The 12,791-nt window shown below is 50.4% G+C and carries 12 protein-coding genes; 7 read left to right on the top strand and 5 right to left on the bottom strand.

Going from position 1 to position 12,791, the window contains the following annotated elements; genetic code table 11:
• The first annotated feature begins 16 nt into the window (after positions 1–16).
• The gene (locus tag BMY16_RS07425; RefSeq protein WP_091841306.1) at positions 17–1,678 is read left to right on the top strand and encodes a RagB/SusD family nutrient uptake outer membrane protein; all 1,662 of its coding nucleotides are present in this window, start codon (positions 17–19) and stop codon (positions 1,676–1,678) included.
• 47 nt (positions 1,679–1,725) lie between these two features.
• Positions 1,726–3,138: a glycoside hydrolase family 28 protein gene (locus BMY16_RS07420; RefSeq protein WP_091841304.1), complete on the top strand. Its 1,413-nt coding sequence runs from the start codon at positions 1,726–1,728 to the stop codon at positions 3,136–3,138.
• Positions 3,139–3,174: 36 nt separating this feature from the next.
• On the opposite strand, the gene BMY16_RS15475 is transcribed toward BMY16_RS07420, so the two are convergent.
• A complete protein-coding gene (locus BMY16_RS15475; RefSeq protein WP_170836041.1) occupies positions 3,175–3,294 on the bottom strand; it encodes a smalltalk protein in 120 nt (39 codons plus the stop codon).
• Between the two features lie 673 nt (positions 3,295–3,967).
• On the opposite strand from BMY16_RS15475, the gene BMY16_RS07415 reads away from it, so the two are divergent.
• Both BMY16_RS07415 and BMY16_RS15470 read left to right on the top strand, forming a co-directional pair.
• Positions 3,968–4,135 carry a virulence RhuM family protein gene (locus BMY16_RS07415; protein WP_262987323.1) on the top strand — a complete coding sequence of 56 codons (168 nt, stop codon included), beginning with the start codon at positions 3,968–3,970 and terminating at the stop codon, positions 4,133–4,135.
• 88 nt (positions 4,136–4,223) lie between these two features.
• Positions 4,224–4,379, top strand: coding sequence for a hypothetical protein (locus BMY16_RS15470; RefSeq protein WP_170836040.1), 156 nt, complete (start codon positions 4,224–4,226; stop codon positions 4,377–4,379).
• A gap of 6 nt (positions 4,380–4,385) precedes the next feature.
• On the opposite strand, the gene BMY16_RS07410 is transcribed toward BMY16_RS15470, so the two are convergent.
• Positions 4,386–4,583 carry a hypothetical protein gene (locus BMY16_RS07410; protein ID WP_091841302.1) on the bottom strand — a complete coding sequence of 66 codons (198 nt, stop codon included), beginning with the start codon at positions 4,581–4,583 and terminating at the stop codon, positions 4,386–4,388.
• Between the two features lie 150 nt (positions 4,584–4,733).
• Here BMY16_RS07410 and BMY16_RS07405 point away from each other — a divergent pair, with 150 nt between their 5' ends.
• Entirely contained in the window at positions 4,734–5,702 is a 969-nt protein-coding gene (locus tag BMY16_RS07405) for a carbohydrate kinase family protein (RefSeq protein ID WP_091841301.1), read from the top strand.
• A 4-nt stretch (positions 5,703–5,706) separates the two neighbouring features.
• Complete coding sequence (locus tag BMY16_RS07400) at positions 5,707–6,873, top strand: FprA family A-type flavoprotein (RefSeq protein ID WP_091841299.1); 1,167 nt, start codon at positions 5,707–5,709, stop codon at positions 6,871–6,873.
• Positions 6,874–6,904: 31 nt separating this feature from the next.
• Here the strand turns inward: BMY16_RS07400 and BMY16_RS07395 are convergent, their stop codons facing one another.
• Positions 6,905–8,701, bottom strand: coding sequence for a DEAD/DEAH box helicase (locus BMY16_RS07395; protein WP_091841298.1), 1,797 nt, complete (start codon positions 8,699–8,701; stop codon positions 6,905–6,907).
• Between the two features lie 5 nt (positions 8,702–8,706).
• Positions 8,707–9,531, bottom strand: a complete 825-nt coding sequence (locus BMY16_RS07390) for a flavodoxin (protein WP_244512973.1) — start codon at positions 9,529–9,531, stop codon at positions 8,707–8,709.
• 85 nt (positions 9,532–9,616) lie between these two features.
• Here BMY16_RS07390 and BMY16_RS07385 point away from each other — a divergent pair, with 85 nt between their 5' ends.
• The gene (locus BMY16_RS07385; protein WP_091841296.1) at positions 9,617–10,147 is read left to right on the top strand and encodes an LOG family protein; all 531 of its coding nucleotides are present in this window, start codon (positions 9,617–9,619) and stop codon (positions 10,145–10,147) included.
• A gap of 33 nt (positions 10,148–10,180) precedes the next feature.
• Here BMY16_RS07385 and BMY16_RS07380 read toward each other — a convergent pair whose 3' ends face one another.
• Positions 10,181–12,775: a sugar-binding domain-containing protein gene (locus tag BMY16_RS07380; RefSeq protein WP_091841295.1), complete on the bottom strand. Its 2,595-nt coding sequence runs from the start codon at positions 12,773–12,775 to the stop codon at positions 10,181–10,183.
• Positions 12,776–12,791: the final 16 nt, after the last annotated feature.

The following is a 12,791-nucleotide window of genomic DNA, read 5'->3' as shown; positions in this document are numbered from 1 at the left end:
TAATCGGAACAAGCATATGAAAACAAATATAAAGGGACTATTCCTGGCCGGCCTTGCTGCAATGGCTGTCGGCTGTACAAATTTGGATGTGGATGTGGATTCCCAATACACAGAATATCCGACGAATGATATCGCCGTAGAGGCAAAGATGGCAGATATCTACTACCACTTCAGTGGTGTGCTCGGCCGTCGTTACATGGAGCAGATGTGTCTCTCTAGCGATGAGTATTCAGCAGCATCTTTTGGTGGTGGTTGGTACGATGGTGGTGCTTATGCTCACCCCGCTCTCCACAATTACACTTATGAGGATGCTACACTCGACTGGTTCGGCACCATCACCGAGGGTATCTCTAAGGCCAACAAGGCCATTGTCGACCTGGGTGGTAGCGAGGCTGGCGCAGCTATCGCACCTGCCCGTGCTATCCGTGCTTACTTCCACTGGATTATCATGGATGGTTGGGGCGATGTGCCCATCCTCGACCGTATCCCTGAGGATGGTGAGACGATTGATCGTAAACCACGTGCTGAAGTCGCAAAGTGGATTGAGTCTGAGTTGCTCGCTGCTATTCCCGACCTGACAGAGGAGGTTAGCGCCAACACCTATGGTAAACCGACCAAGTGGATGGCCAAGGCTCTGCTCGCTAAGCTCTACATCAACTGGCCCGTTTACACTGCCTCTGCTGTAGAGAATTACGATGCTGCTACTGCCAAGAACGAGAAACTGGCTGATTGTATCACTCAGTGTAACGATATCATCAACTCTGGTAAGTTCAACCTCGGTTCGATGTCTTATCGCGAGAAGTTCTCTTATAACAATGGTCCTCAGGTAGAAGACTTCATCTATGCCATGCCTTTCGACACCCAGACCCGTCAGGGTATGCAGTATGGTCGTAGCCGTTGCTGGAAGAACATCAAGAAGATGGCTAAGAGCTACTTCGGCGAGGCACTCTCACAGTCGGGTGGTGGTTACATCACTATGACCCCGGAGTTCGTGAAGAAGACCTTCATCCTGAAGGGCGACGAGCGTAACAAGTGCGTGATAGGCCTGTCAGAGAATTTTGACGACTATCGTTATGTAGAGGGTAAGGACGAGAACAAGGTATTCGTTTATAATAAGTCTAATCTGCAGATGACCAATGAGATTGCTCTCACTGAAGGAGCCGGTAGTGATCCTATCGTACTCAAGGTGAATGTGAAGTTGGCTACACCTGACGATCCTACTCTCGACATGGGTGATAACATCAATGGTTATAGCCAGGGTTGCCGCTCAGTGAAGTGGTATGTGATCGACGACGACTTTAAGAATGGCCGTAACCAGTCTAACGACGTGCCCCTCTTCCGTTATGCCGACGTGCTGTTGATGAAGGCCGAGGCCCTTACCCGTCAGGGACAGGGTGGTGCCAAGGAGCTCTTCAATCAGATCCGTACTTATGCTGGAGCTCCTACCATCAATGGAGAGCCCACACTGGAGGAGATCTACGATGAGCGTGGCCGTGAGTTCTTCGATGAGAACTGGCGTCGTAACGACATGATCCGCTTCGGTCACTATGAGGACGAGTACTTCCCCCACTACAAGAACTTCCCAACAGCCCGCTTCGAGAAGACCTGTCGTATCTTCCCGATCCACAAGGATATTCTCAACCTGAATCCTACCTGGAAGCAGAATGCCGGCTATTAAGAAGTGAAGAGCCTACAGTGAGAAACGTCAAGTTTTTTATAACCTCTATGATTTTCTGGGCAGTCACCGCCGTGGCTGCCCAGAATTCTATTGAGATTGTAGTACCATGCGGTGCTGACTCCCCTGGTTTGCAGTCGCTGATCGACGAGGTCTCCGATAAGGGCGGAGGGCGGATCGTGTTTCCCAAGGGCGAGTATCCTACAGGCCAGCTCGAACTCAAGAGTGGGGTGGAGCTGCACCTGGAGGAGGGTGCCGTCATTCTGGGCAGCACCTCACCTTACGACTATCATCAGGTGGATACCAGGCCGACGGCAGGCGATGAGCGTAACGACAAGTCGCAACTGGGTCTTATCATTGCCAAGAATGCCCACCATATTGCCATCACGGGCAAGGGCACCATCGACGGACAGGGTCTGGAGCTGGCCCTGACCATCGACAGCCTGCACCATAAGGGTGAGCTCGTCGATGCGCATTATAATGTCAGGCGGCAGCGTCCCAGCGAACTGGCTCGTCCCACCTTATTCAATTTTGTAGACTGTCAGGATGTTCGTGTAGAGGATGTCCGTCTGCGTAACAGTGCTGGCTGGGGGTTGTCCTTCCATCAGTGCTGCGACATGACGCTTCGTGGACTTGATATCCTCAATCGTGCCTATTGGAATAACGACGGCATCGACCTCACCGATTGTAAGCGGGTCCTGGTAGAGCACTGCAACGTGAACAGTGCCGATGATGGTATCTGCCTGAAGTCCTATGACCCCGACAGCGGCAACGACAGCATCACTATCCGCCACTGTGAGATTCGCAGTAGTGCCTCTGCCATCAAGTTCGGCTCAGCCTCCTGGGGTGGTTTCCGTCATATCCGTATCAGTGATATCCGGGTGTTCGACACCTTCCGTTCTGCTTTGGCCATTGAGAGCGTCGACGGTGCCATCGTGGAAGATGTGGTGGCCGACGGCATCGTGGCCAGGAATACTGGCAATCCTCTGTTTATGCGCCTTGGTCAGCGGGCTGGTCATCGCAAGGGTGTTCTGAGGAACATCACGATCCGCAACCTCACTTGCGACGTGCCTTTCGGTCGACCAGACGAGGGCTACGATCTGCGAGGGCCTGAGGTCGACTTCTTCCACAATCCTTTCCCTAGCAGCATCTGTGGCATTCCTGACAATAGAATCGAGGATATCCTGCTTGAGAATATCGAAATCCAGTATCCTGGGCGGGCCACCAAGGGCATGGCCTATATCCCCTTATGGCGTCTTCAGGATATCCCCGAGCAGATTAGGAAATACCCTGAATTCACCATGTTCGGCGAATTGCCTTCATGGGGTTTCTATGTCCGCCATGTCAGCGGCATCCATTTCAAGAACGTCCGCCTGTCTCTTGCCGATTCGGACTTCCGCCCTCCCTTTGTCTTCGACGACGCAGAGCAAGTTGTCATGACCAATGTCATGCCCGAGCGCTAAAAAAAAGAGGGAAGACCTTAATCTTCCCCCTCTCTTCTAGAACCAGATGGGTCCGTTACCCATGCAACTGGTGGTACCGAGTGCCGTCAGAGCAGCCGTAGCTGCAGCGATGAATATGCGGAGGATTACCTCCCAAACGCCATTCTTCTTCATCATTTTACCTTTTTACTTTTTTACCTTCTTACTTTTTTACCCTTTTACTTTTTTACCTTTTTACCTTTACTGCGTAATCGGGTTCTGCTGTCGCCAGGTGTCCATCGGCACGAGGGTACGCACACGCTTGATGTTGGGGGCCTCGCCCATCTTCTCGATCTCGATTGAAAATTAAGCTTTTACTTTCGTCGAGTCTGCCACCGAGTTTCCTTCCGTCCCCTTACGAGTTTCACAGCGTCGTCCGCGGTATGACTCTGCGTCCCCTTACGAGTTTCGTTCAGTCCGCATCCGGTCGGCTCGAATCTGAGTACAAAGTTAATGCTAAAACGGCCTAAATCCAAGCCCGCAAGGCAGGCATATCTTATTCGGTGTCAGGTGATGATGCTGCTGCACGACGATCCGAATCTGTCATCACTCAAACACAGCAAACGCAGTTATCTGACAATAGATGAATATGACTATATATTAAATAGGTTGAAGACTCTTTCGTAAGAAAGTTTCCAAGAATTACAAATTACAAATTACAAATTACATTAAGACCTTTTTAGCTCGATTTCGGCTAAAAAGTTGAAATATAAGGCCATATTATATAGGATTTTTGTCTTTTTCACTCCAAAAATCCTTATTGTAATTTGTAATTTGTAATTTGTAATTTTACATCTATAAAGAAGGAGAATTGGTACAAGACATCACATGTGCAAAATTTGCACATATGGGTAAAGAAGGTGATCAGCCATATGAATATACGGCATACAATCTTGATGTCATAATATCGGTAGGGTATCGTGTTAAATCAAAACGCGGAACATTATTCAGACAGTCGTCGATACATCTGCTATTTTGAGAAAAATGAAAAAAAACAGGAAAATTGTTGGTTGTTTGAAATAAAAAACGTATATTTGCAGCAATAAAACAATTTAATGGTTAAAGATATGAAAAAGAATCCTTTTGAAATTAGGAAATCACCTAGTGAGATTATTGCAGCACAGGCTATTGCTTTGGATGATTATGTGAAATTGGAATTAGACGGGGCTGGTATGGCTAGTTGTATGTCGTCAAAAAGCCATGGCCCCTTTAAAGAGAAGTAGGTAGAGTCATGGCTTGGATTCTTCGTTAGTGATTTTGATAAGGACGATATTCAAGCCATACATATATTTGTAGGAGATATTCTCCACGAGATTGTTGATGAGGCACAGACCCAGTCCTTCGCAGCCTTCCTTGCTGCTGAGGTCTGGGGTTAGTCTTTTGTCTGCGAATAGCGGATTGAAAGGCGCCTCTCCCTGCTCAGCCATCGCTATGGATTTATGGATTCCACCATACAACTGTATAAAGCTTTAGGTGGAGAGTTCGCTGAATGATAGAGAGAAGTTGGAGAAAAAACAATTAATTCGCACGATATTTCTAAACTTTTCGTATCTTTGCAGCCATAAAGTTAAAAGTGTATGCGTAAAGTAATAGGAATAGGCGAGACCATTCTCGATATCATCTTCAAGAACGACCAGCCGATAGGGGCTGTGCCTGGAGGTTCCATGTTTAATGGCCTGATTTCTTTAGGCCGTGCCGGTATGTCGGCAGCCTTCATCAGTGAGACAGGTGACGACCGTGTCGGTCAGCGTATCATCCGTTTTTTGGAGGAGAACCACGTCGATGCCAGCAGTGTGAGTGTCTATCCGGAGTCGAAATCGCCCGTGTCGCTCGCATTCCTCAACGAGCAGAACGATGCAGAGTACATCTTCTATAAAGATCATCCCCACGACCGTCTGGACATGATCTATCCTGACATCCAGCCCGATGACATCGTGATGTATGGCTCGTTCTATGCCGTCAATCCCGTTATCCGCGACCAGATGGCGGCGTTTCTGACTTACGCCAGCGAGCGCGGCGCTATTCTCTACTATGACGTGAATTACCGCGCCTCTCACCGTGCTGAGCTGATGAAGGTGAAGGCCAATATCCTGGAAAATCTGGAGTTGGCCAGCATTGTCAGGGGCAGCAAGGAGGACTTTGAGGTGATGTTTGGCATGCAGGAGGCTGAGAAGGTATACCGTTCAGAGGTGTCGTTCTACTGTAAGTACTTCATCTATACTCAGGGGGCCGATCCGTTGGAGATCCGGGGCATGGGTGGATTCAGTGGTCAGTACCCAGTGGAACAGACGAAGACGGTAAGTACCATTGGTGCTGGCGACAACTTCAACGCAGGTTTCGTCTATGGGCTGGTGAAATATGGCATTACCCGGCAGATGCTGGAGGCAGGTCTCTCTGCCGAGCAGTGGGGCCAGCTGGTCGGTGAGGCCCAGCAGTTTGCAGCCAATGTGTGCCAGAGTATCAACAACAGCATCGACCAGGACTTTGCCGACCAGAAGAAACGCGAGTGGGAAGCAAGTCTGAAGGAAATGGAAGAGAATAATTAAAACAATGAATATGATAAGTGATACCATTAAGTACATCGGTGTCGACGATCTGGACATCGATTTGTTTGAGAGTCAGTATGTGGTGCCTGAAGGCATGAGTTATAACTCCTATCTTATCGACGACGAGAAGATTGCAGTCATGGACACTGCCGACCGTCGCAAAGGAGAAGCGTGGAAGGCAAACCTGCAGGCTGCACTCAATGGTCGCCAGCCCGACTATCTGGTGGCTCACCACATGGAGCCCGACCACTCGGCTCTTATCGCCTGGATGCTGGAGACTTATCCCGGATTGCAACTGGTGTGTAGCGCTCAGGCTGTGAAGATGCTTTCCAACTTCTTCGAAGGCTGCAACTTTGAGGGGCGTGTCATCACCGTCAAGGAGGGCGATACACTCTCGCTGGGCCGTCATGAGTTAAAGTTTATCGGGGCAGCGATGATACACTGGCCTGAGGTCATCATGAGCTACGATAGCTTGGACAAAGTGCTCTTCTCTGCCGACGGATTCGGTAAATTCGGTGCGTTGGTCAACGAGACTGATGATTGGGCTTGCGAGGCTCGCCGTTACTACTTTAATATCTGTGGCAAATACGGTACTCAGGTGCAGAGTGTCATCAAGAAGATGGCAGGACTTGATGTGCAGACCATCTGTCCGCTGCATGGTCCTGTGCTCAAGGGTGAGCAGCTGGCTGCTGCCGTCAAACTCTACGATACCTGGAGCAAGTACGAGCCCGAGAGCGAGGGTATACTCATTGCCTATGCCAGCATTCACGGTGGAACGGCTGCTGCTGCCGAACGTCTGGGGGAGATTCTCCGCGAGAAGGGTGCAAAGAAGGTGGTGGTGAGCGATCTGAGCCGCGACGATATGGCCGAGGTCATCGAGGATGCTTTCCGTTATCCTACCGTTGTGGTGGCTGCATCGAGCTACGATGCAGGCGTGTTCCCCGTGATGCACGACTTCCTCTACCACCTTCAGATCAAAAACTATCAGAAGCGTCGCTTCGGCATTGTCGAGAACGGCAGTTGGGCGCCTACGGCAGGTCGCGTGATGCGTGGCATGATTGAGGCCCTGAAAGACTGTGAAATCGTAGAGCCAATGGTCACCATCCGCTCTCGCATGAAGGCGGCCGACGAGGCTCAACTCGAGCAGCTGGCTGATAATTTGCTGAAATAAACCAAGAAGCCCCGCAATCGCGGGGCTTCTTTTATTTCTTTTTCTTTCGGGGTTTACGCATCGCCCAACCTTCTTCGCTGAAATCAGGCTCTGGCCCCTTGAAACCACGTTGGGCTCTTTCCATCAATCCGCGCCAGTCGTCCTTTTGGGGATGTTTGGGCTTTGATCCTGACTTTGCTGATCTGCCTTCAGATGGCTTTCCACCCTCATCCGCATCATTGCAGCGCACGGTGCGGCCTTTATATCTGATGCCAGACAGTTGAATCATCACCTTCTTGGCATCCTTCTCGGGTACTTCGAAATAAGAGATGGTATCAAGCAGGTCGATATGCCCCACCTCCTGACGGCCACCCACAAAACGGTTCAGCGTCTGCATCAGTTCACCAGGATAGAAGCCATCGCGCTTGCCGAGGTTGATGAACAGGCGGCGATAGCCTTTCTGTGCTTTGTTCTGCAGTTTCTGCTTGTCGCTCTGGGGCTTCTTCTCCTTTTTATCGGGTTTCACCTCTTCGATCTCAGGTGCTTCGGCATAGTAGGCCAGGAACTTACCAAACTCTAATGATACTATTTTCTTGATGAGTTCTTCTTTGTCGATATACTCGAAATAGCGGTTGATATCCTGCATGAAGGGTGCAATCTCCTCATCGTCTACATCTGTCTTTACGATCTGGTCCATCACCTTGTAGAGCTGCTTCTTGCAGATTTCCTCAGCCGAAGGAATCTCTGCTTTCACGAACTCCTTGCCAATCTCCTTTTCAATATTACGGATCTTGAACTTCTCACGAGAGTGGACAATGGAAATCGATGTACCTTTCTTTCCTGCTCTGCCAGTACGACCAGAGCGATGCGTGTAGTTCTCGATATCATCAGGCAATCCGAAGTTGATGACGTGTGTCAGATCATCCACATCCAGTCCTCGGGCTGCCACATCTGTAGCCACCAGCAACTGCGTCAGGTGGTTGCGGAATTTCTGCATCGTCAGGTCGCGCTGCTGCTGACTCAGGTCACCATGCAGCGACTCGGCATTATAGCCGTCCTTGATGAGCTTGTCGGCAATCTCCTGTGTCTCGACTTTCGTGCGACAGAAGATGATGGCAAAGATACGCGGATAGTAGTCTACGATGCGCTTTAGGGCAAGATACTTGTCCTTGGCATTCACCATATAATAGATATGGTTCACGTTCTCCGCTCCCTCATTACGGCTACCCACTACAATCTCCTGATAGTTGTTCAGGTATTTCTTGGCCACGCGCTCCACCTCTTTACTCATGGTGGCAGAGAACATCAGGGTATGGTGATCAACTGAGAGCGACTCGAATATCTCGTTGATACTATCCGAGAAGCCCATATTCAGCATCTCGTCGGCCTCGTCGAGCACGATATTCGACACATAGTCCAGACGAGCATAGCCACGATGCATCAGATCCACCAATCTACCAGGCGTTGCCACGATGATCTCCACGCCCTTCTTCAGGGCTCTCATCTGGGGCTCTATCGCAGCACCACCGTAGACAGCCTCCACGTGTATGCCATCCATATATTTGGCGAAGTCACGCAGATCGTCGGTAATCTGCAAACAGAGCTCACGCGTTGGCGAGAGTACCAATGCCTGAGTCTCACGGCGTGAGGTGTCGATGCGCTCCAGCAGGGGGATGCCGAAGGCGGCAGTCTTACCCGTTCCCGTCTGGGCAAGAGCAATCACATCATTTTCGTTGCCTAACAGATACGGAATCACTGCCTCTTGCACAGGCATCGGCTGCACAAATCCTAACTCTTCAATGGCCTTGCGAATCTCCTCGCAGACGCCTAATTCTTCGAATGACCTCATCCGCCTTATCTTACAACCTCTGTGAATTCCGGCTTAGCACCTTCTTCCTTACTTACGGTGACAAAGATGGTTGAAGTGGCCTCTTCACCATTCTGGCCTTTGCTCTTGACGACAAACTGATAATCGGTGCTCTCGCTTGTCTCACGTTTGCCAACGGTCTCAGGTGTGCCGAGGGGGAACTGGTAATCTGAGCAAGCGGCATCAAAGATAGCTTTCTCCTCTTTTGTCACAGGCTGTTGGGCAGAATACTCTGGCAACTCCTCTACACTTCCTTCCTTATAGCCATTCTCAATCAGGAAGCGATTCAGTTCCTTTGCAGCAGAGGCTACTCGAGCCGTACGAACACCATACCCCTTCAGAATATTGGCCTTAGGCAGGGCTTTCTCCAGATCAGCTGTCGAGGTGTTCAGACCACCACTTCCGAAAGAGCAGAAGGGGATGATGGTCTTACCTTCGAAAGTCTGTTCTTTGACAAGCGTGGCAATAGGCAAGGCGTATGTACCAAACCAAATGGGATAACCCAGGTAGATGGTATCGTAATCAGCAATATTAGACTGGAGAGCCTTCAAGGCTGGCGTCTGACCACTTTCCCTCTCTTTGTTGCAGCGCTCGATAGTTGCCTGGAAGTTACCACTGTAAGGCTCTACTGCCTCGATGGCTTCGATGTCAGCACCCAGTTGTTTCTGTAACTCCTCTGCCACCGCCTTGGTGGTTCCGTTCTCAGAATAATAAAGCACCAGCTGACGATTGGTCTTCTCCACAGCCTTCTGTTGTGTACATGCTGTAGTCATACCAGCTACCACAGCGAGTGATAATAATAACTTCTTCATAAGTTCAATTATTTTATGGTTTATACTTCTTATTTCCTCATTTCGCTTGCAAAGTTACAAAAAAAATAGTAATTTTGCAAGCATTATGAAAATATGTGTATTTTGTTCGGCAAATCAGCAGATAGACCCTGAGTTCTTCACCATGACGGAAGCGTTGGGAAAGTGGGCTGCAGAGAATGGTCATACGATAGTCTTTGGTGGTGTGAACCAAGGCCTCATGGAGTGTGTTGGCAAGGCAACAAAAGAGGCTGGAGGTCGCACAATTGGTGTGATACCGACTAAAGTCGAGGAGACAGGGCGTATCAGTGACTATGTAGAAATAGAGATTCCGTGTGATAACCTCACAGACCGTAAGCAGCTGATGATGGATCAGAGCGACGTATTTATCGCCCTGCCAGGTGGCATAGGCACCATCGATGAGGTGTTTACGGTGGCAGCCTCCGCCACGATAGGATATCATCACAAACCTGTCATCCTATACAATATGAAAGGTTTCTGGAATGATCTTATAGCCTTACTCGATGGCTTGCAGGCAAAGGGGATGATTCGTGGTGACTGGCGGCAGTATATCAAAGTGGCTGACTCCATTGAAGAAATCAGCCGCCTCATATCATAGAAGAAGCTCCGCGATTGCGGGGCTTCTTTATTATTAATAAGGTGAGATATTGTTCAGTTCTCCGATCTTTCCTTCCGTAACAGGCGTGGTCATCAGCTTCTGGAAGTCCTCCAGTGTGATATGGGTCTTGGGGGCGAAGTCTGGGGAAGTGATGTATTCCAACACACTGCGATAGAAGGCGCGACCCTCGGGATAGGATGAGGCAGCCTCGAGGTCGGCCATGCAGACGAGCAGTTTGCCATTGCCAATCTGGAACTCGAAGACGAGTCCGAGCTTATGGTTACGCTCGATGTTGTCGATAACCTGTACGATGGGGCGGTAGTCCTTACCCGTATTGTCGAGCATCATCGGGTGGCTGGCTTTGATAATGGGGAACCACTGCCAGTTGGTATGCATCTGGGTGGGGAAGCTCTTGAAGATAGGATGCTTCGGATCTGTCAGGATACCCAGCGTACCAGGCGAAACACTCTTCTTGTTATTCTCCGAGATGGTCTTGAACATACGGTAGTTCCAGTAGTCGGTGGTAAAGAGTCCGCCAACGCAGAGGTCCGTAGAGTCGGGCATTAGCAACACACTTTCGCCTTTCTCCAACTGGGCGATGGCTCTCTCATCGAGCACATTGGTCACCGTCACCATACTTTCCAACTTACTCAGGTCGACCCATGAGGGATAGACCCAGAGGTCGTAGGTGTTGTGATAGGGCACTCCGAAATACTCCGTTTCATCAATGCTGAGGCTAAGCTGCAACTGCGTAGGCTTGGTAAAGGCCGACAAGTCGACATTCAGCTCCCCAGCCGTGAAGAGTCCCTCGGTAGAGGGGAGTTTTATTTCGCCAGAGCTGACGGTTTCTGTCGCTGTGAGTTCCCAACGGAGGGTCTTGCCATTCAGCGACTGTCCACTGTAGTTGGCCACCTGAATCCAAGCGTGTAGCCCTCCCTCGTTGGTAAAGCAGAAGCGGTCGGCAATCAGCAGGGGCACCACGGGGGCACACCACTGGCGCCACTCTCTTTCCGTGCAGAGACCTTTAGGCTCCATAAAGGCATCGAGGATGCCGACATAAGCAGAGCCTTGCCCAGGGTAATCCTGCAGGTCAAGGAGTTGGAAGCCAGCCATATTCTTGGTACGGAGGTCCATCTCGATATCCTGCTTGTAGAGCTGGAGCGACCAGAGTCCGCTGGCCTGATGGAAGTCCTTGGCCTGATCTGACATGCCAGCCTTCTCCAGACGAGAGCGGAACACCTCCATATTATAAGGATAGAGCACGCCCGTATATTTCTTGATTTCATCGAAGTCGGGGTAGGTCTGGAACTGGGCAGTCTCGTGCGAGATGACAGGTACGGCCTTGGTCCACGGCTCACCCTCAGGGAATGCCAGCTTACAGCCTTCCTCGAAGTTCATCATTGTGTTGGGGTAGAAGTGGTTGATCATACCACCGTCAGCAGCATCGGCAAACGAGAACGAGCCACGGGTATGGGTGTTGTAGTTGCCCCAGCCCTCACCGCCTACACGACAGGTGGTAAAGTAGTCCATGCCTTTCTTCACGCCTTGATAACCGAGGTAGTAGTTGGAGCCGAAGGTGTAAACCTTGTCTGGGGCTATCTTGCGGAAGTCCTCGATGAACTCTGCCATTTTCTCGATGCTGCCCCAAAGTTCATTGCCTAAGGCAAACATGCGGAAGGAAGGGTGATGACCATAGGTGCGTAGGATATTTTCTCCCTCTTTATGGAGGAAGGTCATGAGCGTATCGTCCTTCTCATCGAAGCTGCCCCAGAAGGGAAGCTCTGGCTGCATGATGATGCCGAATTCATCAGCAGCCACGAAAGCAGCCTCTGGTGGGCACCAGGAGTGGAAGCGGATATGGTTGATGCCATAGGCATCGCAAGTACCAAGATAGTCGCGCCATGACTCGACATCCATCGCCACATGTCCCGTCAATGGCCAGACGCAGGCATCGTGCTTGCCTCGGAGGAAGATGGGATGTCCGTTGGCATAGAAATGTTGTCCCTTGATACAGAAATTCTTGAAGTTCGAATGAATCTCCTTGGCGACAGGAGCGCTTGGTAAGGATGTCGACAACTCGATTTTTCCGATGATACCGTTCCAATTGGTCTGGGTACTCTCGGTATAGGCATGACTGCTCTCATAAAGTTGCTTGGGCACTCCGCTGCCGTTGTCGACCATGATAGTCAGCTGGTGTTTACCAGGGGTGAGACTTTTCGCAAGGTTAAATACCTGTGGAGTGGAGATGTCATTACTGCTTCCTGCGAGCTTGCCGTCTACATAGACCTCCGATGGTTTGGTGCGCTCCAAGAAGAGGTAGACGGGTTTTCCCTTCCAACTGGCGGGGATGTTAACCTCGCGCTGATACCAGGCACGACCCTTATATGACCAAGGGCGCGTCAGGAAGGTGGTCTCCTCGCTTTTTGCGGTGAAATCACCCTTTTTGTTGGTGTCGGTAGTTCCTGGCAGGAGGATGGTGTCTGCCAGCGGATCGCCAGCCTTGAGGGTGCCCTGACGGTCGAGGGCAAACTGCCATGTGCCGCTCAGGTTGATTCGTTTCGACTGATCCTCTGCCTGAACATGCAGGCAGAGGACAGTCATTAGTAGTAACGTAGTTAGTTTTTTCATTTGGTCTTCAGTTTAT

Origin of the sequence: Prevotella sp. ne3005 (assembly GCF_900110085.1) — a bacterium.
Lineage (GTDB): Bacteria > Bacteroidota > Bacteroidia > Bacteroidales > Bacteroidaceae > Prevotella.
The sequence above is the reverse complement of the archived record's forward strand: the minus strand, read 5'-3'. Positions and strand labels throughout refer to the sequence as shown.